General features: G+C 72.2%; 13 protein-coding genes. 9 read left to right on the top strand and 4 right to left on the bottom strand.

Features of this window, described 5'->3' with window-relative positions:
- Window positions 1-44: 44 nt before the first annotated feature.
- From yicI to IH61_RS0102685, 4 genes are all read right to left on the bottom strand, one after another.
- Window positions 45-2,327, bottom strand: a complete 2,283-nt coding sequence (gene yicI / locus IH61_RS0102700; RefSeq protein ID WP_031064271.1) for an alpha-xylosidase — start codon at window positions 2,325-2,327, stop codon at window positions 45-47.
- Window positions 2,324-3,724 carry a GH1 family beta-glucosidase gene (locus IH61_RS0102695; RefSeq protein ID WP_031064269.1) on the bottom strand — a complete coding sequence of 467 codons (1,401 nt, stop codon included), beginning with the start codon at window positions 3,722-3,724 and terminating at the stop codon, window positions 2,324-2,326. The genes yicI and IH61_RS0102695 overlap by 4 nt, the downstream gene beginning before the upstream one ends.
- Before the next feature lie 73 nt (window positions 3,725-3,797).
- Window positions 3,798-4,781 carry an acetylxylan esterase gene (locus tag IH61_RS0102690; protein WP_031064265.1) on the bottom strand — a complete coding sequence of 328 codons (984 nt, stop codon included), beginning with the start codon at window positions 4,779-4,781 and terminating at the stop codon, window positions 3,798-3,800.
- Window positions 4,782-4,859: 78 nt separating this feature from the next.
- Window positions 4,860-7,715 carry a glycoside hydrolase family 3 protein gene (locus IH61_RS0102685; RefSeq protein ID WP_037971496.1) on the bottom strand — a complete coding sequence of 952 codons (2,856 nt, stop codon included), beginning with the start codon at window positions 7,713-7,715 and terminating at the stop codon, window positions 4,860-4,862.
- A gap of 223 nt (window positions 7,716-7,938) precedes the next feature.
- On the opposite strand from IH61_RS0102685, the gene IH61_RS0102680 reads away from it, so the two are divergent.
- The 9 genes from IH61_RS0102680 (at window position 7,939) to IH61_RS0102640 (ending at window position 22,228) form a co-directional block, all read left to right on the top strand.
- Window positions 7,939-9,621, top strand: a complete 1,683-nt coding sequence (locus tag IH61_RS0102680; RefSeq protein ID WP_031064258.1) for an ABC transporter substrate-binding protein — start codon at window positions 7,939-7,941, stop codon at window positions 9,619-9,621.
- Entirely contained in the window at window positions 9,543-10,565 is a 1,023-nt protein-coding gene (locus IH61_RS0102675) for an ABC transporter permease subunit (RefSeq protein WP_078910773.1), read from the top strand. Before IH61_RS0102680 ends, IH61_RS0102675 begins: the two co-directional genes overlap by 79 nt.
- Window positions 10,562-11,536, top strand: a complete 975-nt coding sequence (locus tag IH61_RS0102670) for a carbohydrate ABC transporter permease (protein ID WP_037971449.1) — start codon at window positions 10,562-10,564, stop codon at window positions 11,534-11,536. The genes IH61_RS0102675 and IH61_RS0102670 overlap by 4 nt, the downstream gene beginning before the upstream one ends.
- A 112-nt stretch (window positions 11,537-11,648) precedes the next feature.
- The gene (locus IH61_RS0102665) at window positions 11,649-12,677 is read left to right on the top strand and encodes a LacI family DNA-binding transcriptional regulator (protein ID WP_031064252.1); all 1,029 of its coding nucleotides are present in this window, start codon (window positions 11,649-11,651) and stop codon (window positions 12,675-12,677) included.
- Window positions 12,678-12,704: 27 nt separating this feature from the next.
- A complete protein-coding gene (locus tag IH61_RS0102660) occupies window positions 12,705-14,690 on the top strand; it encodes a beta-galactosidase (protein WP_031064250.1) in 1,986 nt (661 codons plus the stop codon).
- 33 nt (window positions 14,691-14,723) lie between these two features.
- Window positions 14,724-16,877 (top strand): glycoside hydrolase family 36 protein, encoded by a 2,154-nt coding sequence (locus IH61_RS0102655; protein WP_031064247.1) that lies wholly within the window; start codon window positions 14,724-14,726, stop codon window positions 16,875-16,877.
- A 217-nt stretch (window positions 16,878-17,094) separates the two neighbouring features.
- On the top strand, window positions 17,095-18,834 hold the full coding sequence (locus tag IH61_RS0102650; protein WP_199823256.1) for a cellulose binding domain-containing protein: 1,740 nt from the start codon (window positions 17,095-17,097) through the stop codon (window positions 18,832-18,834).
- 83 nt (window positions 18,835-18,917) lie between these two features.
- Entirely contained in the window at window positions 18,918-20,429 is a 1,512-nt protein-coding gene (locus IH61_RS0102645) for a glycoside hydrolase family 43 protein (protein ID WP_031064240.1), read from the top strand.
- Between the two features lie 47 nt (window positions 20,430-20,476).
- Window positions 20,477-22,228: a cellulase family glycosylhydrolase gene (locus IH61_RS0102640; protein ID WP_031064237.1), complete on the top strand. Its 1,752-nt coding sequence runs from the start codon at window positions 20,477-20,479 to the stop codon at window positions 22,226-22,228.
- The last annotated feature ends 53 nt before the right edge of the window (window positions 22,229-22,281 follow it).

The following is a 22,281-nucleotide window of genomic DNA, read 5'->3' as shown; positions in this document are numbered from 1 at the left end:
TGCCGAAGGCGGGGCTCCGAGCCGGAGCCCCGCCTTCGGTGCGGTCAGGCCGGGTAGGGCAGTTCGGCCTCGCGGGTGCCGGCCGGGCTGACGTGCAGGGCGCCGTCCGGGCCGCCGATCCGCAGCTGCCAGGGGTACGGGCTGTCGGTGGTCACCCGCAGGCGGTCGCCGGTGCGGCGCACGTGGAAGCGGGCCGTCTCGCCGGCGCCCTCGCTGCGGGGGACGACGACGGTGCGCTCGGCGCCGTCGGCGAAGGCGTGGACGCGCAGTTCCACACCCTCGGCCCAGGCGGAGACCGGGCGCTGGTCGTCCGCGCCGAGCGGGATGACGGAGTCGGGGCGGGCGAGCAGCGGCAGGGTGTGGAAGCCGTGCTGTTCGCGCGTCCACCGCGGGCCGGTGACCTGGTCGCCGGTCAGGACGTTGGTCCAGATCCCCTCGGGCACGTAGTACTCGACCGTGCCGTCCTCGGTGAACACCGGGGCGACGAGCAGGTCGTCGCCGAGCAGGTACTGCCGGTCGAGCGCGGCCGCGGCCGGGTCGTCCGGGAACTCCAGCACCATCGCGCGCATCACCGGGACACCGGTGGCGTGCGCCTGCTGGGCGGCGCGCTGGAGGTAGGGCGCCAGCCGGTGCTTGAGCAGGGTGAACTCGCGGGTGACCTCGACGGCCTCCTCGCCGAACTCCCACGGCACCCGGTAGGACTTGCTGCCGTGCAGCCGGCTGTGCGAGGAGAGCAGGCCGAACTGCGCCCAGCGCTTGAAGACCGCCGGGGTCGGGGTGCCCTCGAAGCCGCCGATGTCGTGGCTCCAGAAGCCGAAACCGGACAGGCCCAGCGACAGTCCGCCGCGCAGCGACTCCGCCATGGCGTTGAAGTGCGATTCGCAGTCGCCGCCCCAGTGCACCGGGTACTGCTGACCGCCCGCGGTGGCGGAGCGGGCGAACAGCAGCGCCTCGCCCTCCCCGCGCACCTCGCGGAGCAGCTCGAACACCGCCTGGTTGTACAGGTGGGTGTAGTAGTTGTGCATCCGCTCGGGGTCGGAGCCGTCGTGCCAGAGGACGTCGGTGGGGATGCGCTCGCCGAAGTCGGTCTTGAAGCAGTCCACGCCGACGTCCAGCAGGGCGCGCAGTTTGCCGGTGTACCAGTCGCGGGCGGCCGGGTTCGTGAAGTCGACCAGGGCCATGCCGGGCTGCCAGAGGTCCCACTGCCAGACGCTGCCGTCCGGGCGGCGCACCAGGTGGCCCTCGCGCACGCCCTCGGCGAACAGCTCCGACTTCTGCGCGATGTACGGGTTGATCCACAGGCTGACGCGCAGCCCCTGTTCCTTGAGCCTGGCGAGCATGCCGGCCGGGTCGGGGAAGGTGTCCTGGTCCCAGCGGAAGTCGCTCCACTGGTACCCGCGCATCCAGAAGCAGTCGAAGTGGAACACGCTCAGCGGGATGCCGCGTTCGGCCATGCCGCCGACGAAGCGGTTGACGGTGGCCTCGTCGTAGTCGGTGGTGAAGGAGGTGGTCAGCCACAGGCCCAGCGCCCAGGCCGGGGGCAGCGCGGGGCGGCCGGTCAGGGCGGTGTAGCGCTCGAGGATCTCCTTGGGGGTGGGGCCGTGGACGACGAAGTACTCGATCGACTGGTCCTCGACGCTGAACTGCACCTGGCCGACGGCCTCGGAGCCGATCTCGTAGCTGACCTTGCCGGGGTGGTTGACGAACACCCCGTAGCCCCGGTTGGTCAGGTGGAACGGGACGTTCTTGTACGCCTGTTCGCTGCTGGTGCCGCCGTCGGCCTGCCAGACGTCCACGACCTGGCCGTTGCGGGTGAACGGGGTGAAGCGCTCCCCCAGTCCGTAGACCAGTTCGCCGACGCCGAGGGAGAGCTGCCCGAGCATGTGGTGGCGGCCGTCCGCGTCGGTGACGAAGCCGGTACCGCGCTCGCCGACCGTGGTCAGCACCCGGCCGCCGGCGGTGAACTCCAGCCGCCAGGGCCCGGCCGTGTCCACCCGCAGCGTCAGTTCGCCGGAGCTCAGTTCCACCACGTCGCCGTCCCGGCGCACCTTGCCGCCGCCCGGTGCGGAGCCGGGCAGCGCGAACTCCGGACCCCGTTGCACCGAACCGGCGTGGTGGGTCGCGCGCACCCCGATCACGCCCTCGGCGGGAGACCAGCACTCGACGGTCAGCAGCGGGCTGTTGAGCATGTCGCCGCGGCCGCGCACGTGCTTGACGGGCGCGTAGAGGGTCAGCCGGTCCTCGCCGGTGCGGACGTCGGCGACCTCGGTGGCGTAGCGCGCGGTGACGCCCGGGCGCATCAGCCAGTAGCCGTCGGTGAACTTCATCGGGCGGTTTCCTCCGTCCGCGCGCGGTGCGCGGTGATCAGGCCCCGGTACCAGTGGTAGCTGTCCTTGGGGGTGCGGGTCAGGGTGTCGTAGTCGACGTGGACGAGGCCGAAGCGCTGGTCGTAGCCGCGGGCCCACTCGAAGTTGTCCAGCAGCGACCAGACGTAGTAGCCGCGCACGTCGACCCCGGCGGCGACGGCGTCGGCGACGGCGGCGAGGTGGCGGGCCAGGTAGTCGATCCGCTCCGGGTCGTGGACCCGGCCGTCGGGGGTGACGCTGTCGGCCTCGGCGGAGCCGTTCTCGGTGATCCAGATCGGCGGGAGCTGCGGGTAGCGGGCGTCGAGGTTGCACAGCAGCTCGGTGAACGCGGACGGGACGACGGGCCAGCCCATGGTGGTCAGCCGGGTGCCGTACGGGTCCGGTTCGGCGACGCCGATGTCCGTGGCGGTGCGCCGTTCGGGGTCGGGCTCGCGGTGCGGGGCGGCTTCGACGGTGATCGGCCGGTAGAAGTTGATGCCGACGAAGTCCAGCGGGGCGCCGATGAGTTGGAGGTCCTCGGGCCGCCGCCAGTCGCCGTCGGCCAGGCCCGCCCAGGTCTCGGCCTCGTGCTCGGGGTAGCGCCCGGCGAACAGTGGTTCCGTCCAGACCTCGTTGTGCAGGACCTCGGCCCGGCGCAGGGCGGCGAGGTCCTCGGGGCGGCCGGAGGCGGGGTGCAGGCGGTCGAGGTTGAGCGTGATGCCGACTTCGTGGGCGCCGGCGGTGCGCAGCTCCCGTACGGCCAGGCCGTGGCCGACGAGCAGGTGGTGGGCGGCCGCGAGCGCGCCGCGGCCCTCCCGGGCGCCGGGGGCGTGGCGGCCCTCGGCGTAGCCGACGAAGGCGGAGCAGAAGGGCTCGTTGAGGGTGATCCACCGCTCGACCCGGTCCCCGTAGCGGTCCCCGGCGACGGCCGCGAACTCGGCGAACGCCTCCGCCGTCTCCCGCACCCGCCAGCCGCCCCGGTCCTCCAGGGCCTGCGGCAGGTCCCAGTGGTAGAGGGTCGCGGCGGGTTCGATGCCGGCGTCGAGCAGTTCGTCGATCAGCCGGTCGTAGAAGTCCAGGCCCTTCTGGTTGACGGCTCCGGTGCCCTGCGGCAGCAGGCGCGGCCAGGCGAGGGAGAACCGGTAGCCGTCCACGCCCAGCTCCCGGAGCAGGGCCACGTCCTGCGGGTGGCGGTGGTAGTGGTCGCAGGCGGTGTCCCCGGTGGCGCCGCCGTGGGTGCGGCCCGGGGTGTGGCTGAAGGTGTCCCAGATGGACGGGCCCCGGCCGTCCTCGTCGTGGGCGCCCTCGATCTGGTAGGCGGCGGTGGCGGCGCCGAACCGGAAGCCGGGGGGCAGTTGGGGGAACCCCGGGTCACTCATGCGGCGCTCCTCACTGGTCTGTCACAGGTTGTCCCACCGGTCTCGGTGGTCTCTCGGTGGTCGGGCACGGCCGTCACGGCCGCGGTGCGAGCCCGCGCTCGCGCAGCCAGGACAGCTGGACGGGCGGGGTGGAGCCGCAGCCGCCCGCGTGGTCGGCGAAGGGCCACACCGTCATGGCGCGGTCCTCGCCCGCGTAGTGGTTGAAGGCGGCGTAGACCGTCCGGGGCGGGCAGACCGGGTCCATCAGGCCGACGCTGAACAGGGCCGGGGCGGTGGCCCGTTGGGCGAAGTGGACGCCGTCGAAGTAGGCGAGGGTGGCGAAGGTCGGCTGCGCCCGCTCCCGGCTGTGCCAGCGCAGGTAGTTGACGAGCTCCTGGTACGGCCCGTCCTGGGAGGTCTGCGCGCCCTCGCGGTAGTGGCACAGGAACGGGACGTCCGGCATCACCGCGGCCACCCGGTCCCCGGTGAGGCCGGCGACGGCGAGGGACAGGCCGCCGCCCTGGCTGCCGCCGGTCACGATGATCCGGTCGGCGTCGAGGCCGGGCAGCTCCGCGACGGCGTCGACGGCGCGTACGCAGTCGGTCATCAGCCGCCGGTAGTAGTGGTTCTCCGGGGAGTCGATTCCGCGGGTCATGAAGCCCTCGGCCCACTGGGTGCCGTCGCCCACGGTCCGGTCGGGGGTGTCGTGGCCCTGGCCGCGGCTGTCCACGACGAGCTGGGCGTAGCCGGCGGCGGACCAGAACAGGTGCTCGGTGGGCAGTCCGCGGCCGCCGCTGTAGCCGATGAAGGTGACGACGACCGGCAGCGGTCCCGCCGCGCCGCGCGGGCGCAGCAGCCAGGCGGCCACCGGCTCGCCGTTCCAGCCGGGGAAGCGCACGTCGTCGACCTCCACGGTGCGCAGGCCGTACTTCTCGGTGACGCGTTCGGCCTTGACCGCCCCGCCGTGCGAGCGGGCCTCGGCGAGGGTGCGCCGCCAGAACTCGTCGAAGTCCGGTGGAGTTGTCAACTCTGGTTTGTAGGCGTCGAGTTCGGCCTGACCGAAGTCTGTGAGCGGCATCGGGATTCCATCGGTCGAAGAGACGGGGAGGGGCGGCCCGTCCCCACGAACGGGCCGCCGGTCTGTGCGGTGCAGACGTCAGCCGGCCGCGCCGAGGCGGAAGGCGGTGAGCCGGAAGTCGCCGTGCAGGGTCAGGCTCAGGTCGTGGACGCCCTGGAGCGCTGCGGTGAGCTCGGCGGTGGTGCTCGTCCAGGCGTAGCGGTCCCCGGTCACGGGCACGTCGATCTCGGCCAGCACCCGGCCGTCCGCCCTGACTTCGAGCCGCGCCCCGCTCTCGCCGTCGCCCTCGCCGTCGCCCTCGCGGGCGGTCTCGACCTCGATCGCGGCGGCGCCGGCGAGGTCGACCTCGCGGAAGTGGAGCGTCGCGGGCCGCGCGGGGTCGGCGGGCGTGACGGCGTCGCCGTCGGCGCGGGTGGCGTCGACGATGGCGGCGCCCTCGTAGTCGTCGAAGTCGACGGCCAGGATCCGGTGCCCGGTGCCCGCTCGGGGGCCGGCGGGCTCCCCGGTCACGGTCAGCGGGGCGGTGAGCACGGCGTGGTCGGCGCTGCGGGCGACGATCACCTCGTAGCCGCCGGGGTCGACGGTGAACTCGCCGGTGGCGACGGACCAGTGGGCGAGCCGCTCGGCCGGCAGCCGGAAGGCCAGCTCACGGCTCTCCCCCGGCTCCAGCCGGACCTTGCGGAAGTCGGCCAGGCGCAGGTGGGGCGCCTCGTACCGGGCCTCCAGGGCGCGGACGTAGACCTGGACCACCTCGCTGCCGGGCCGCGCTCCGGTGTTCTCCAGGGTCACGGCGAGCTCGACCGAGCCGTCCGGGTCGATCGCGGGCTGCGACAGGCGCAGGTCGCGGTGGGCGAAGTCGGTGTACGAGAGCCCGTGGCCGAAGGGGTAGAGCGGGGTGGAGCGGTGGTACTGGTACGTCCAGCCGGCCTTGATGACGTCGTAGTCGAGCGGGGCGGGCAGCGGGTCGTCCCCCCGGTACCAGGTCTGCGCCAGCCGGCCGGCGGGCTCGGCCTCGCCGAGCAGCACGGCGGCCAGCGCGTGACCTGTTTCCTGCCCGCCGTGGGAGGTCCACACCACGGCGGGCAGGTGCTCGTCGGCCCAGTCGAGGGCGTAGGGGTAGCTGCTCATCACGACCAGGGCGGTGTCCGGGCGGACGGCCGCGACGGCGCGCAGCAGCTTCTCCTGCCCCTCGGGCAGGGCGATGTCCGCGCGGTCCTCCGTCTCGCGGCCGTTGACCATCGGGTGGTTGCCGAGGACGACGACGGCGACGTCGGCGGTCGCGGCGGCCTCCCGGGCTTCGGCGGCGCCGTCGCGCACCACCTCGCGCTGCCAGTGCTCGGCCTCCTGCGCCGTCCCGGCGGTGACGCCGACCCGGCCGTCGGTCGGGTCCACGGTGGCGTAGCGTCCGGTGAACACGTTGCGCAGCACCACGGTGTCGGGGCCGGCCGGTTCGATCAGGAAGGTCTCCTTCACGAACCAGCTCTTGATGACGTCCTGGCCGGGGGCCAGGGTGTCGTCGTCCTGGAGGCTCAGGTAGCAACCGGTGTCGGCGGCGCGCAGGGTGCAGGCGCCGCCGCCCCAGTCGGTCACGTCGAAGGCGGACTTGCCGAGCAGTTCGCCCGTGGTCCGCGAGCGCAGGGTGATCCGGTCGGAGCCCTCCACGTGGACGACCTCGCCGCCGTGGGCGCCGAGGGCCGCGGCCAGGCCGACCGCGACGCTGACCTGGTACGGCATGGTGCCGCTGTACCAGTCCTCGTAGAGGGTGTCGGCGAGCGGGCCGATGACGGCGATCCGGGCCGTACGGGCCGGGTCGATCGGCAGCAGGCCCTCGTTCTTGAGCAGGACGGCCGACTCGGTCGCGGCCCTGCGGGCCAGGGCGCGGTGCTCGGGGCTGTCGATCACCTCGGGGCCGGTGCCGGCGTACGGGTCCAGCTCGGGGTCGAACTCGCCGACGCGGAAGCGCACTTCGAGCTGGCGGCGGATCGCTCGGTCCACGTCGGCCTCGTCGATCAGGCCGCGTTCCAGCGCCTCGCGCAGCCGGCCGATCACGGTCTCCGTGTCCTCGCCGTGGTCGGTGAAGCTGTCGATGCCGGCCTTGAGCGCGGCCGCGTGGGACTCGGCGTGGTCGTCGAAGTAGTGCTCCGGGTCGACGAGGTTGGACGGGGCCTCGGCGTCGCTGACCACGAACAGCTCGTGGCCGGTCGGGCGGGCCCAGCGGCGCAGCTCCGCCTCGATCAGCGGACTGACGTGGCAGGGGCGGCCGTTGACCAGGTTGTAGGCGGCCATCGCGCCGGTCGCGGCGCCGGAGGCGACGACGGGGCGGAACGCGGCGAGGTCGTACTCCTGGAGCACGCGCGGGCGCAGTGCGGAGGAGGTGGTGCAGCGGTCGTCCTCGTTGTTGTAGGCGAGGAAGTGCTTGAGCACCGGGGCGGCGCGCAGGTACGTGGGGTGGTCGCCGGAGAGGCCGCGGCAGTACGCCTCGCCGACCCGGGCGGTGTGCACCGGGTCCTCGGAGTACCCCTCCTCGTTGCGCCCCCACCGGGGGTCGCGCAGCAGGTTGAGCACGGGGGCCCACGCCTGGAGGGAGTTGGGCCCGCGGTCGGAGCCGACCGCCGTCGGGCGGTGGTAGTGGAAGGCCCGCAGCTCGGTCGAGACCGCCTCCCCGACCTCGCGCACCAACTCCTCGTCCCAGCTGGCGCCGAGGCCGACGGCCTGCGGGAAGACGGTCGCCTCCCCGAGCCAGGAGACGCCGTGGAGACCCTCGCTGCCGGTACGGAAGGCGCCGACGCCCAGGCGGGGGACGGCCGGCGAGTACTGGTGCAGCATCGCCAGCCGTTCGTCGATGGTGAGCCGGTTCAGCAGGTCGTCGACGCGCTCCCGCAGGGGAAGCGTGGGATTGCGGAAACCGGGCAGGCCGGCAGCGGAATCGGGCACGGAACTCACGTGGAACACCCCTCGGGCGGGCTCGGCTCGGAGATCGTTGATCGAAGCGCTTCGACGCTGACACGCTCCATCGGTCGTGTCAACTCCCCAGGAAGCAAACGATTTTGCCTTTGTTCAGACTCTTGCCCAACCCGTAACGCGTCGTTAGTGTCGCCGAAACATCCAAGCGCTTCGACGCTCAGACCGCGCTTCGACGGAGAGGGGCTACGCCACCATGAGATCCGGATTGAACCGCAGGAGCTTTCTGACCACCGCCGCCACGGTCGCGGGGGCCGCCGCGATGGCACCCCTGCTGTCCGCCTGCGGCGGCGGATCGACCAAGAAGGGCGGGGCGAACAGCAAGGAGGGCCTGAAGGCCGCCCTGCCGACCTACGTGCCGAACCCCAACGCGGTCAAGCCGGACATCGCCCCCGTGCAGGGCTCGAGCGACGTCGCGACCGATCCGGCCTACCTCTCCTACCCGGCCTCCCCGCCGACCAGCGTCTCCGGCGTTCCCGGCAAGGGCGGCAGCTACACGGCGGTCACCCCGCTGTGGGGCACGGCCCCGCCGGTCGGCAACTCCTTCTACGAGGCGATGAGCAAGGCGCTCGGGGTCGAGCTGACCATGAAGCCGGCGGACGGGATCAACTACAACACCATCGTCCCGACGATGACCGCCGCCGAGAAGCTGCCGGACTGGATCAGCCTGCCCTCCTGGTGGAACGCCAACTTCAACACCGGCGGGCTGACCGGCTCCCAGCTCGCGGACCTGACCCCCTACCTGTCCGGCGACAACATCAAGAAGTACCCCAACCTGGCCGCCCTGCCCACCGGTGCCTGGCAGATGGGGGTCTGGGGCGACAAGCTCTACGGGATTCCCTGCTTCTCCAGCAGCTTCGGCATGCCCGGTGCCACCTTCTACCGCCGGGACGTCCTCGAAGCCCGGGGGATCACGGCCGACCAGATCAGGTCCGCCGACGACATGATGAACCTCGGCAAGGAACTGACCGACGCCAAACGGGGCGTGTGGGCCTTCGACGACGTGTGGACCTACTTCCAGTTCACCTGGAACGTCCCCATGGGCTGGCGGATCGACAACGGCAAGCTGGTCCACATGTTCGAGACCCAGGAGTTCCTGGAGGCCGTCGACTGGCACTACCGCCTGGCCAACTCGGGCTACATGCACCCGGACACGCTCGCCGGTGACGTCGCCAACGGGGCCACCCGCTTCTACAGCGGCAAGACCCTCATCGGAGGCGGCGGACTGGGCGCCTGGAACCTGTCCGACCACCAGTCCGGCATCGCGGCGGACCCGAACTACCGGCGCGGCGCGTTCAACTCCGTCACCGCCGACGGCAAGGGCACACCGGTGGCCTACATGGGCGCCAGCGCCAGCATGCTCAGCTACCTCAACGCCAAGCTGAAGCCCGCGCAGATCGAGGAGCTGCTCGCCGTCGCGAACTACCTCGCCGCCCCCTACGGCACGGCCGAGTACACCCTGCTCACCTACGGGGTCGAGGGCGTCCACCACACCCGGGTGAGCGGCGTGCCGACCTTCACCGAGGAGGGGAAGAAGGACGTCCAGACGACGACCTACGCGTTCCTGGCCGCCGCCCCCTCCGTGATCAGCAACCCGGGCGGCGAGCAGGTCACCAGGGACTACTCGGCCTGGTCCGCCGCCAACGTCAAGTACATCACCAAGGCGCCCTTCTGGGGCATGAACTTCAGCATGCCGCCGGCGATCGCCACCGCCTTGGCGGCGCCGAACGTCAACGACACGCTCAAGGACTGCTACCACGGCAAGAAGAAGGTCTCCGATGTGCAGGACGCCGTCTCCAGCTGGCGCTCCGGCCCCGGGGAGCGGCTCAAGCAGTGGATGACCGACAACGTCCTCAACAAGTACGGCACCGGCCAGTGAGCACCGCCGCGCCGAAGCGCCCGGACCGCCCCGCCCGGCTCAACTGGCGGATCAGGCTGCGGCGCGACAAGTCGCTCCTGCTGATGACGGTGCCCGCGGTCGCCCTGCTCCTGGTGTTCAACTACGTCCCGCTATTCGGCATCGTCACCGCCTTCCAGGAGTACGACCCGCTGGTCGGGGTCTGGCACAGCGAATGGGTCGGCTTCGACCAGTTCCAGCAGTTGTTCGGCGACCCGGGGTTCTGGGCCTCGATGAAGAACACGCTGTACCTGAGCTTCGTCCAGCTGGTCCTCTTCTTCCCGGTCCCGATCGCCCTGGCCCTCCTGCTCAACTCGGTGATGAGCGAGCGGGTGCGCAACTTCTTCCAGTCCGTGGTCTACCTGCCGCACTTCTTCTCGTGGGTGCTGGCGGTCACGATCTTCCAGCAGATGCTGGGCGGCGCCGGCGTGCTCAACCAGTTCCTGCGCCAGCACGACCTGGGCGTCTGGGACATCATGACCAACCCGGACACCTTCGCGCTGCTGGTCACCTCCCAGGCGATCTGGAAGGAGGCGGGCTGGGGGATCATCGTCTTCCTCGCCGCGCTGAGCGCGATCAACAGCGAGCTGTACGAGGCCGCGGCGGCGGACGGAGCCGGCCGGCTGCGGCGGATGTGGCACATCACGCTGCCGGGACTGCGCGGGGTGATCGTGCTGATGCTGGTCCTGCGCCTCGGCAACGCGCTGTCCGTCGGCTTCGAGCAGTTCCTGGTCCAGCGGGACGCGGTCGGCCACGAGGCCGCCGACGTCCTGGACACCTTCTCCTTCTACTACGGCATCGCCACCGGCGGCTACAGCTACGGCGCGGCGGCCGGGCTCTTCAAGAGCGTGGTCTCCCTGGTGCTCATCTGGGGTGCCAACCGGCTGGCGCACGCCTTCGGCGAGGACGGGCTGTATCGCAAATGACGAACGCACTGACCATCAGCTCCCGGAGCGAGAAGCGCCGCACCGCGACAGCAGCCGCCCGCCGCCGGGCCCGCTCCGCCCGCCCGCCCTGGGAGGAACCGCCGACGGCCGTCGGCCAGGCGGCCAAGGGACTCACGCTCGGCGGGACGCTCGCCGTGATCCTGGTCCCGCTCTGGATCATCGTCCTGACCAGCTTCTCCACTCCCGGCGCCATCAACCGGGCCGGCGGGCTGGTGATCTGGCCGGACGGCCTGACCACCGAGACGTACCGCCAGATGCTCAGCGACCCGACGATCGTCACCGCGCTGGGGGTGAGCCTGGGCATCACCGTGGCCGGCACCGCCTTGTCCATGACCGTCTCCGTCCTGTGCGCCTACGGCCTCTCCCGGCCGCGCTCCCTCGGACACCGCTTCGTCCTGCTGCTGCTGATCGTCACGATGTTCATCGGCGGCGGCCTGATCCCGAGCTTCCTGGTCGTGACCGGCCTCGGCGGATACGGCCAGTGGTGGGCGCTGATCCTGCCGGGCGCGGTCTCCGTCTTCAACATCCTGGTGCTGCGCGCCTTCTACCAGGAGACCTCCTCCGAGCTGATCGACGCGGCCCGGGTGGACGGCGCCGGGGACTGGCGCATCCTGTGGTCCGTCGTCCTGCCCACCTCGCGTGCCGTCACCGCCGTCACCGCGCTGTTCTACGCCGTCGGGTACTGGAACTCCTTCTTCAACGTCATGCTCTACATGCCGACGGACAGTCAGAAGTGGCCGCTGCAGTACGTGCTGCTCACCTACGTCAACCGGGCCAACGGCCTTCCCGGCTCCCTCAACTCGGGCTTCGGGAGCAGCCACACCCAGACCGCACCGCTGTCCCTGCAGATGGCGGTCGTGGTCCTCACCCTGGTACCACTGGTGATCGTGTACCCGTTCGTGCAGAAGCACCTGCGTACCGGTGTCCTCACCGGCGCGATCAAGGGCTGAGCCGTCCGCTCCGGGCCCCACGGGCCCATGGACCGGGAGCGGTCCCCCGCGGACCTCCCCGTCGCACGACCGGGACCGCTCCCACCGGAACCGACACGAAGGAAGCACAACGATGGTGACACTCGCCGATGTGGCCAGGCACGCCGGCGTCTCGTCCAGCACGGTCAGCTACGCCCTCAGCGGCAAGCGCCCGATCTCCGACGAGACCAGGACCCGCATCGAGAGGGCCATCACCGACCTCGGCTACCACCCGCACGCGGGTGCCCGGGCCCTGGCCGGCAAGCGCTCGCACATCATCGCCCTGGTGGTGCCGCTGCACCCCGAGGTGCACGTTCCCACCATGATGGAGATCGCCATCGCCGTCACCGTCGCGGCCCGCGAACACGGCTACGACGTCCTGCTCCTCACCAACGACGAAGGGCCCGAAGGGGTCCGCCGGGTCGCCGCCACCGGACTCGCCGACGGCGTCATCCTGATGGACGTCCGGCTCGACGACGACCGCATCCCCGTCCTGCGCGCCGAGGACATCCCCGCCGCCCTCATCGGCCTGCCCGACGACCCCACCGGACTCTCCTGCGTCGACCACGACTTCGCCACCGCCGGCGCCCTGTGCGCCGACCACCTGGCCGACCTCGGCCACCGCGACATCGCCTTCCTCGGCTACAGCAGCGGCGTCTACCGGCGCCACGCGGGCTACGCCGAGCGCACGCTGACCGGCTTCCGCGCCCGCGCCGAGCGGCGCGGCCTGCGCTTCCTGCACCGCCCCTGCGAGGGCACCTACGAGAGCACCGCCGGCACCCTGGCCCGCATCCTGGCGGACCGCCCCGACACCACGGGCTTCGTGGTGCAGAACGAGGCCGCGATAGGCCCGCTGCTCAGCCTGCTGCGCGCCAGCGGACGGACCGTCCCGGAGGACGCCTCCGTCATCGCCATCTGCCCCGACCCGATGGCCGAGCAGCACTCCCCCCGGCTCACCTCCGTCACCAGCCCCAAGAAGGACCTCGGTCAGGTCGCCGTCGAGCAGGTCATGGCGAGGATCGCCGCGACCGCCGCGGGCGACGTACCGCAGGACCGGCTCCTGCTGATGCCCCCGGAGCTGGTGGTCCGCGAGAGCACCGCCCCTGCCCCGCACCGCAGTTGACACCACCCATGGAAGGACGGCTACCGAATGGACCTGCAACGGCTCACGGACCGCCTCGGCGGCCTCGCCTACGGCGGGGACTACAACCCCGAGCAGTGGGACGCCCAGGTCTGGAAGGAGGACGACGAGCTGATGCGCCGCGCGCGCGTCAACCTCGCCACCGTCGGCGTCTTCTCCTGGGCCCTGATGGAGCCCGAGGAGGGCCGCTACGACTTCGAGTGGCTCGACGCCCACCTCGACCGCCTCCACGCGGCCGGCGTCGCCGTCGACCTGGCCACGCCCACGGCCTCCCCGCCGCCCTGGTTCTCCCTGGCCCACCCGGACGCCCTGCCCGTGCGCCCCGACGGCGCCCGCCTGACCCACGGCAGCCGGGACACCTACTGCCTCACCGCCCCGGCCTACCGCCGGGCTGCCCGCCGCATCGCCGCCGCCCTCGCCGAACGCTACGGCGACCACCCCGCGCTCGCCCTGTGGCACGTGCACAACGAGTACGTCACCCTCTGCCTCTGCGACCACACCGCCGCCGCCTTCCGGGTGTGGCTGCGCGCCCGCCACGGATCGCTCGACGCCCTCAACGACGCCTGGGGCACCGCCTTCTGGAGCCAGCGGTACACCGCGTGGGAGCAGATCCTGCCGCCCCGCGCCACCCAGTGGCACCGCAACCCGGGCCAGGCGCTGGACTTCAGCCGCTTCTGGTCCGACGAGACGCTCGCCGCCTTCCGCGATCAGCGCGACGAGATCCGCGCCCGCAGCGACCGCCCGGTGACGACCAACCTCATGCTGCCCGGCTACCAGAACCTCGACCTGTGGGCCTTCGGCCGCGAGGTCGACCTGGTCTCCGTCGACCACTACCCCACCGCACCCGGCGTCGACGCCGCCGCCCACGCCGCCTTCGACGCCGACCGGGCCCGCTCGTTCGCCGGCGGCGCCCCCTGGCTGCTGATGGAGTCGGGCACCAACACCGTCTACGAGCGCGGCCGCATCCTCGCCAAGGAGCCCGGGGACATCCTGCGCCACTCCCTCACCCACATCGCCCGCGGCTCCGAGGGCGCCCTGTTCTTCCAGTGGCGCCAGTCCCGGGCCGGCGCCGAGCAGTGGCACTCGGCGATGATCCCGCACGCCGGGCCGGACAGCCGCACCTTCCGCGAGGTCACGGCCACCGGGGAGGCCGTCGCCCGGCTCGGCGAACTCGCCGGCTCCACCGTCCGCGCCGAGGTCGCCGTGCTGCACGACTCCGACGCCTGGTGGGCCATGGCGGCCGAGGGCCTCCCCTCGTCCGAGCTCGACTACGCCGGCGCGCTGCGCCGCGCCCACCGGGCGCTGTGGGACGCCGGGGTGACCGTCGACTTCGCCCACCCCGGGCAGGATCTGAGCCGCTACCGGCTGGTCGTCGCCCCGGCGCTCTTTCTGCTCTCCGATGTGAACGCTCACAATCTCGGCCGCTACGTCGCCGACGGCGGAACCCTGCTGGTCCAGCACTTCAGCGGCGTGGTCGACGAGCGCCACCACGCCCGGCTCGGCGGCTACCCGGCCGCTCCGCTGCGCGAGGCCCTCGGCATCCGGGTCGAGGAGTGCCGGCCGCTGCGGCAGGACGAGCGGGTCACGCTCTCCGACGGCTCGACGGCCACGTCCTGGAGCGAGTCCCTGCGCACCGAGGGAGCCGAGGCGCTCGCCGCGTACACCCACGGGATGCTCGCCGACAGCCCCGCACTCACCCGGCACGGCTTCGGCGCCGGCCACGGCTGGTACCTCTCCACCCGCCTCGACGACGCCGCCTACGCCGCCCTGGTGGAGCGGCTCCTCACGGAGGCCGGGACCGCCCCCGACCTGCCGGGCCTGCCCCCGGGCGTCGAGGCCGTCACCCGCCACGCCCCGGACGGTCGCGCCTGGCACCTGCTGCTCAACCACCGGCCCGAGGCCGTACCGCTGCCGCAGCCGGGCCACGACCTGCTCACCGGTACGACCCTCGGCGAACTGCCGCCCGACGGCTGCGCGGTCCTGCGCGCACGCTGACACCCCGCCGCGTCTCCCCTCCGAGGAAGCATCATGACCGACCCGCACGAGACGATCCGCTGGGGCCACGACGCCCTGGAGCTGGAGATCGCCCTGGACGAGCAGGGCGCCGCCCGCTTGGTGCACCTCGGCGCGCCGGGCGAGAAGGGCGCGGCCCCGCGCCCCGGCGCACCCCTGCCGCCGGTGGAGGTGACGACCGCCGGCCTCGGCCGGTACTGGTCCGGCCGGCACCTCGTCAACACCGTCCTCGGCTCGCGGCTGCGTCACCGTTCACACCGCGCGAGCCGGGAGGGCGACTGGCACGTGCTCGACCTCGAACTCCACGAGCCGCGGACCGGCCTGACCGCCGTGGCGCGCTACCGGTCCCCGGACGGCCTGCCGGTGCTGCGCAGCGAGGTGCTGCTGCGCAACGACGGACCCCACACGCTGCACCTGGAGTCGGTCTCCTCCCTGGTGGCGGGCTGCCTCACCGAGGACGGCGCCGCGGCCCTGGACGCCGCCGACGTGCTGTGGGCGGAGAACGAGTGGTTCGCCGAGTGCCGCTGGCAGCGCCGGCCGCTGCGGGCCTCCTCGCCCGAGCGCAGCGGCCGGTTCCACACAACCTCCGGTCGCAGCACCGAGGTCCTGGCCGGTCGGGGCGTGTGGTCCAGCTGCGGGCACCTGCCGATGGGCGCGCTGACGGACCGTACGTCCGGCCGCACCTGGCTGTGGCAGATCGAGCACAACGGCGGCGGCTGGCGCTGGGAGTGCGGCGTCCGCGACGACACGGCGTACGTGGCGCTGTACGGCCCCGAGGACGCCGACCACGGCTGGCGGCACCCGCTGGAGCCCGGCGCCGAGTTCCGCACCGTCCCCGTGGCGCTCGCGCTCGCCGCGGAGGACGGCCCGGACGGCGCCTTCGCCGCCCTCACCCGCTACCGCCGGGCCACCCGGCGCCCGCACGCCGACCACGAGCGGCTGCCGGTGATCTTCAACGATTACATGAACTGCCTGATGGGCGACCCGACCACGGCGAAGCTGCTGCCGCTGGTCGACGCCGCCGCCGAGGCCGGCGCCGAGTACTTCGTCATCGACGCCGGCTGGTACGACGACGGGGGCAACTGGTGGAGCTCCGTCGGGGCCTGGGAGCCGTCGGCCTCCCGCTTCCCCGGGCCGAAGGGCATCCACGAGGTCCTGGACCGCATCCGGGAGCGCGGCATGGTCCCCGGCCTGTGGCTGGAGCCGGAGGCGGTCGGGGTGTCCAGCCCGCTGGCCGACTCCCTGCCGCCGGAGGCGTTCTTCCGCCGTGACGGGCGGCGCGTCGAGGAGGGCGGCGGCCGGTACCACCTGGACCTTCGCCACCCGGCCGTCCGCGCCCACCTGGACGCCGTGGTGGACCGCCTGGTCGGCGACTGGGGCGTCGGCTACCTCAAGCTCGACCACAACACCGACCCGGGCTCCGGCACCAGCAGCGGCCCCGGGGAGGCCCCGGCGGCCGGTCTGCTCGGCCACAACCGGGCCCAACTGGCCTGGCTCGACGGCATCCTGGACCGGCACCCGGATCTGGTGCTCGAGAACTGCGCCTCCGGCGGCATGCGGATGGACCACGCCCTGCTGTCCCGGCTCCAGTTGCAGTCCACCAGCGACCAGCAGGACCTGCTGCGCTACGCACCGATCGCGGCGGCGGCCCCCACCGCCGTCACCCCGGAGCAGGGCGCCGTCTGGGCCTACCCGCTGCCCGAGGACACCCCCGACGAGGTCGCCCTCACCATGGCCGGCGCGCTGCTCGGCCGCATCCACCTCTCCGGCCGGCTCGCGGAACTCCCCCCGCACTCCCGGGAGCTGGTCCACGAGGCGGTGGCCGTCCACAAGGCGATCCGCGCCGACCTGCCGCAGGCGGTGCCCGCCTGGCCGCTCGGGCTCCCGGGCTGGGAGGACCCGTGGCTCGCCCTGGCGCTGCACACCCGGTCGGACGGGCCGGGCACCACCTACCTCACCGCCTGGCGACGCTGGGGCGATGAGCCCGTCAGGGACCTCGCCCTGCCCCACCTGCTCGGCGCCGACGTCCGCACCGAGGTCCTCTACCCGGCCTCCAGCCCGGCCGCCGCCGTCTGGCAGCCGGACACCGCCCGCCTCACCCTGACCCTCCCGGCGGCCCCCTCCGCCGTCCTGCTCCGCCTCACGATCACCTCGCCCGAAGGGAGTTGACGATGCCGCCGTCGACCGCGCGCGCCCCGCCGCGGTCCCGCAGCCCGTACGGAACACGCTTCGCGTCCGGGGCCCGACACCACGCAGCCGCGCCGGGCCCTGCCGTCCAGACAGCGGGAGTTCGTTTCCCCCACTCGAACACCACGCACCCCCACCACCCTGGAAGGACGCAATGAAATCGTCAGCCCGCACGTGTCATGATCGCGCCATAGCCGCCTTGGCGGCCCTGGCGCTCGCGGCCACCGGCGCGCTCGCCGCGGTCGCGCCGCGCGCCGCCGCCGCCGCACCGCCCGCCGTCACGGCGAACCCCGTGTCGGTGTCGGTCGACGCCGCCCTGAACCTCGCCGACATCCCCGCCACCGGCGTCGGCGTCAACATCCCGGTCTACGACGCCAACATGAACTCCGGCGCCACCTCCGGCCTGCTCAGCACGGCCGGCATCAACACCGTCCGCTACCCCGGCGGCAGCCACTCCGACGTCTACCACTGGAGGACCGGCACCGCCGAGAACGGCCAGTACGTCGCCCCGAACACCGGCTTCGACGCCTTCATGGGCACCGTGCGCGCCGCCGGAGCGCAGCCGATCATCACCGCCAACTACGGCTCCGGCACTCCGCAGGAGGCCGCCGACTGGGTCCAGTACGCCAACGTCACCAAGGGCTACGGCATCAAGTACTGGGAGATCGGCAACGAGGTCTACGGCAACGGCGAGTACGGCGCCACCTGGGAGTACGACACCCACAGCAGCAAGAGCGCCACGACCTACGCGAACAACGTGCTCCAGTACGTCTCGGCGATGAAGGCGGCCGACCCGAGCATCAGGATCGGCGCCGTGCTGGCCACCCCCGGCTACTGGCCGGACGGCATCGTCGGCCCGGGCGACACCCAGGACTGGAACCGCACCGTCCTGTCGATCGCCGGGACGAAGATCGACTTCGCCATCGTGCACGCCTACCCCACCAGCACCAGCCCCGCCGACCTGCTCACCAAGCCGCAGGCCCAGAACCCGAACATCGCCGGCACCGTGCGTTCGCTGATCAACCAGTACGCCGGGTCCAACGCCCCCAACGTCGGCATCGCGGTGACCGAGGCGAACGCGCAGGCGTACCTGGACACGTCCCCCAACGGACTGTTCGCGCCGGACAACTACCTGACCTGGCTGGAGAACGGCGCGTTCAACGTCGACTGGTGGGACCTGCGCAACGGCACCGACTGCACCAAGGTGACCACCGTCGAGGGCGCCACCGACTACAACGACGGCGGCATGGTCTCCGCCGGCGCCTCCTGCGAGCCGGCCGTCAACACGCCCTTCCCCGCCTACTACGGCATCCAGATGATCAGCAGACTGGGCACGCCCGGGGACACCCTGGTCAAGGCAGCCAGCTCGTCCTCGCTGCTCACCGCGCACGCCGTCCGCCGCGCCGACGGCGACGTGGACGTCATGCTGATCAACAAGGACCCGAACAACGACGCCACGGTGAACCTCTCGTACAGCGGGTTCACCCCCTCCTCCGCCACCCCGACCGTCCACTCCTACCTCAAGAACGCCCACGGGATCGGCACCGCCCGGTCCGGCAGCCCGACCACCCAGACCGTGCCCGCCTACGGCATCACGGTCGTCCAGATGCACCCGGTCGACGCGCCCTGCCGGGTCGTCTACGCCAAGAGCCAGTGGTCGGGCGTCACCGTCGCCAACCTGACCGTCGTCAACAACGGCCTCGGCCAGGTCAACGGCTGGTCCCTCGGCTTCACCTTCCCCGGTGACGACGGCATCACCAACACCTGGAACGCCTCGGTCTCGCAGAGCGGCCCGAACGTCACCGCCCGGAACGTGTCCTACAACGCCTCCGTCCCGCAGGGCGGCAGCGTCCAGTGGGGCTTCCGGGCCACCTGGTCCAGCAGCGACGCCAACCCTTCCGCCTTCCGGTTCAACGGCGCCTCCTGCGCGATCGGCTGAACCGCCGAACCGGTGGTGCCCCGGACTCCCCGGGGCCCGGGGCACCACCCCCGACCCATGAAGACCCGAGAGGAACCGACCACGTGTCAGTCCAGCCCGAGCCCGCCGGCACCGTCCCCAACCCGGTGATCCCCGGCTTCCACCCCGACCCCAGCATCTGCCGCGTGGGCGACGACTACTACCTCGCCTGCTCCAGCTTCGAGTACTTCCCCGGCATCCCGGTCTTCCACAGCCGTGACCTGGTGAACTGGGCGCAGCTCGGCAACGCCCTGGACCGCCCGAGCCAGCTGAACCTGCCGCGCGAGTCCCCGTCCTCCGGCGGGATCTACGCCCCGACGCTGCGCCACCACGACGGCCGCTTCTGGCTGATCGTCACCAACGTCAGCGGCGACGGCAACCTGCTCTTCACCGCGACCGACCCGGCCGGCCCCTGGTCCGACCCGGTCCGGCTGCCCGGCGTCCACGGCATCGACCCGGACCTCGCCTGGGACGAGGACGGCACCTGCTGGTGCACCGTCGCCGGCGTCTCCCAGGTCCGCCTCGACCCGGCCACCGGCGAGACCCTCGGCGAGCCGCAGCGGATCTGGTCCGGCGCGCCCGGCGCCACGGCCCCCGAGGCCCCGCACCTGTACCGGATCGGCGAGTACTGGTACCTGATGATCGCCGAGGGCGGCACCGAGCGCGGCCACGCCGTCTCCATCGCCCGCGGCACCTCGCCCTCCGGCCCGTTCGAGCCGTGCCCGGCCAACCCGGTGCTGACCCACCGCGGCCTCGACAGCCCCATCCAGAACACCGGGCACGCCGACCTCGTCCAGGCGCCCGACGGCTCCTGGTGGATGGTGCTGCTCGCCGTCCGGCCGCGCGGCGGCACCCCCGCCTGGTACGTGCTCGGCCGGGAGACCTTCCTCGCCCCGGTCGAGTGGGTGGACGGCTGGCCGGTGGTCGGCCCGCTCACCCCCGAACTGCCCACCCCGGCCTGGCCGTTGCACCCCGTGCCCGCCGTACCGGCCCGGGACGAGTTCGACCAGGCCGAGTTGCACCCCCAGTGGATCTCCGTACGCCGGCGCACCGAGCAGCTGTGCACCACGAAGGAACGGTCCGGCTGGCTCACCCTGCACGCCGCCGGCGCCTCACTCGACGAGAACGACGTGGTGTTCGTCGGCCGGCGCCAGCAGCACCTCGGCTGCCGCGCCCGCACCCTGATCGATCCCACCGAGGGACGCGGCGGCCTCGCCGTCCGCATGGACGAGGAGCACCACTACGAGATCGAGGCGGCCGACGGCGAGGTGAAGGTCTTCGCCCGGATCGGCTCGCTCCGCAACGAGGTCGCCGCCCGTACGGTCGCCGCCGGAGCCGTGGTGCTCGGCGTCGACATCGTCCCGCGGCCGACGCGCGGCCCGCGCACCGGCCCCGACGACGTCGTCCTCGGCGTCGAGGAGCCCGACGGCAGCTTCACCGTGCTCGCGGGCCTCGACGGCCGCTACCTCTCCACCGAAGTGGCCGGCGGCTTCACCGGCCGGGTCATCGGCATGTACGCCGCGGCCGGCACCGTCCACTTCGACCGGTTCGACTACGAGCCCCTCCCGCTCCCCTGACCGCCCGTCAGGGGCTCCCCCACCCCGTTCACCCGAAGGGACAACCCGTGAACGACGCACAGCAGACCCCCCGTCCGCTCCCCCGCCGCCTCCACCGCACCGCCGGCCTCGTGGTGGCCCTGATCACCACCGGCGCCCTCTGCGGCGGCACGGCCGTCGCCGCGCCCGCCGACCGGGCCCCCTCGGCGGCCGAGGCCGCCGGGGCCAGGGTCCCGCAGGACCCGATGGCCGCCGTCGCGCAGATGCAGCCCAGCTGGAACCTCGGCAACACCCTCGACGCGATCCCCGACGAGACCTCCTGGGGCAACCCGCTCACCACCAAGGCCACCTTCGACGGTCTCAAGGCCCAGGGCTTCCGCAGCGTCCGCATCCCCGTCACCTGGTACCCGCACCAGTCCGACACCGCCCCGTACACCATCGACCCGGTGTGGATGAACCGGGTCAAGCAGGTGGTCGACTTCGCCCTGGCGGACGGCCTCTACGTCGAGATCAACGTCCACCACGACTCGTGGCAGTGGATCAAGTACATGTCCACCGACCACGACAACATCGTGGCCCGGTTCAACTCCACCTGGCAGCAGATCGCCACGACCTTCAAGGACGAGCCGCGCACGCTGCTCATGGAGAGCATCAACGAACCGCAGTTCGACAACGCCACCGACGCCCAGAAGACCCAGTACCTGCGCGAGCTCAACGCCTCGTTCCACAGCATCGTGCGCAACTCCGGCGGCAGGAACAAGGACCGTCTGCTCGTCCTGCCCTCCGAGGAGACCAACAACGCCCAGCACTGGCTGGACGACCTGTCCACCACGATGAGTTCGCTGAAGGACCGCAACCTGGTCGCCACCGTGCACTATTACAGCTGGTACCCGTTCAGCGTGAACATCGCGAACGACCCGACCTACGACGCGAAGGCCCAGTCGGACCTGACCGAGGGCTTCGCCCGGGTGCACGACACCTTCGTCGCCAAGGGCATCCCCGTCTACCTCGGCGAGTACGGCCTGCTCACCTCGCCCTACTCCGGCGTGGTCGAGCGCGGCGAGATGCTCAAGTACTTCGAGCACGTCAACTACGAGGCGCGGCGCAACGGCATGACCTCCGCCGTCTGGGACGCCGCCAACGACTTCCTGAACCGCGGCACCATGCAGTGGATGGTCCCCGAGATGAAGGACCTGATCCAGACCTCCTGGCGGACCCGCTCGGGCACCGCCTCCACCGACAACGTCTTCCTGCCGAAGTCCGGCCCCATCGCCGCGCAGACCGTCACCCTGAACCGCAACGGCCTCTGGTTCACCGGGCTCTGGCAGGGCGACCGCCCGCTGATCCCCTACCTCGACTACACCCTCGACGGCGACAAGCTCACCCTGACCGCCGACGCCCTCACCCGGCTCGCCGGGGACCGCGCCGCCGGGACCAACGCCACCCTCGAGGTCCGCTACACCGACGGCGTCCCGTGGAAGCTCTTCGTGCGCTCGTACGACAAGCCGACCATGGCCGGCGCCACCGGAACGCTCGACGGCCTCACCATCCCCACCCGGTTCAACGGCTCCCTGATGGCCAACGTCCAGTCCACCTACGCCGACGGCACCGCCGCCGGTCCCGCGTCCTGGACCGCCTACCAGTCGTTCGACAACCTCCGTGCCGACTACGGCGCCAACACCACCACCCTCAAGCCCGACTACGTCAAGTCCCTCAAGGACGGCGTCCCGGCGACGTTCACCTTCCGCTTCTGGACCGGCGACACCGTCACCTACACCGTGACCAGGACCGGCAACACGGTCACCGGCACCGCCTCCTGACAACTCCGCCCCGTCTGCCGCCCCACCAGGAGCGCTGACGACGCATGGAAGGG

The sequence above is a fragment of the Streptomyces sp. NRRL WC-3742 genome, assembly GCF_000720635.1.
Taxonomy (GTDB): Bacteria; Actinomycetota; Actinomycetes; order Streptomycetales; family Streptomycetaceae; genus Kitasatospora.
The sequence above is the reverse complement of the archived record's forward strand: the minus strand, read 5'-3'. Positions and strand labels throughout refer to the sequence as shown.

Bases quoted from the DNA above. Each gene is read 5' to 3' on its own strand.
- IH61_RS0102695 (WP_031064269.1), bottom strand. From the start codon at position 3,724: ATGAGTGACCCGGGGTTCCCCCAACTGCCCCCCGGCTTCCGGTTCGGC.
- IH61_RS0102680 (WP_031064258.1), top strand. From the start codon at position 7,939: ATGAGATCCGGATTGAACCGCAGGAGCTTTCTGACCACCGCCGCCACG.
- IH61_RS0102665 (WP_031064252.1), top strand. From the start codon at position 11,649: ATGGTGACACTCGCCGATGTGGCCAGGCACGCCGGCGTCTCGTCCAGC.
- IH61_RS0102670 (WP_037971449.1), top strand. From the start codon at position 10,562: ATGACGAACGCACTGACCATCAGCTCCCGGAGCGAGAAGCGCCGCACC.
- yicI (WP_031064271.1), bottom strand. From the start codon at position 2,327: ATGAAGTTCACCGACGGCTACTGGCTGATGCGCCCGGGCGTCACCGCG.
- IH61_RS0102660 (WP_031064250.1), top strand. From the start codon at position 12,705: ATGGACCTGCAACGGCTCACGGACCGCCTCGGCGGCCTCGCCTACGGC.
- IH61_RS0102690 (WP_031064265.1), bottom strand. From the start codon at position 4,781: ATGCCGCTCACAGACTTCGGTCAGGCCGAACTCGACGCCTACAAACCA.
- IH61_RS0102655 (WP_031064247.1), top strand. From the start codon at position 14,724: ATGACCGACCCGCACGAGACGATCCGCTGGGGCCACGACGCCCTGGAG.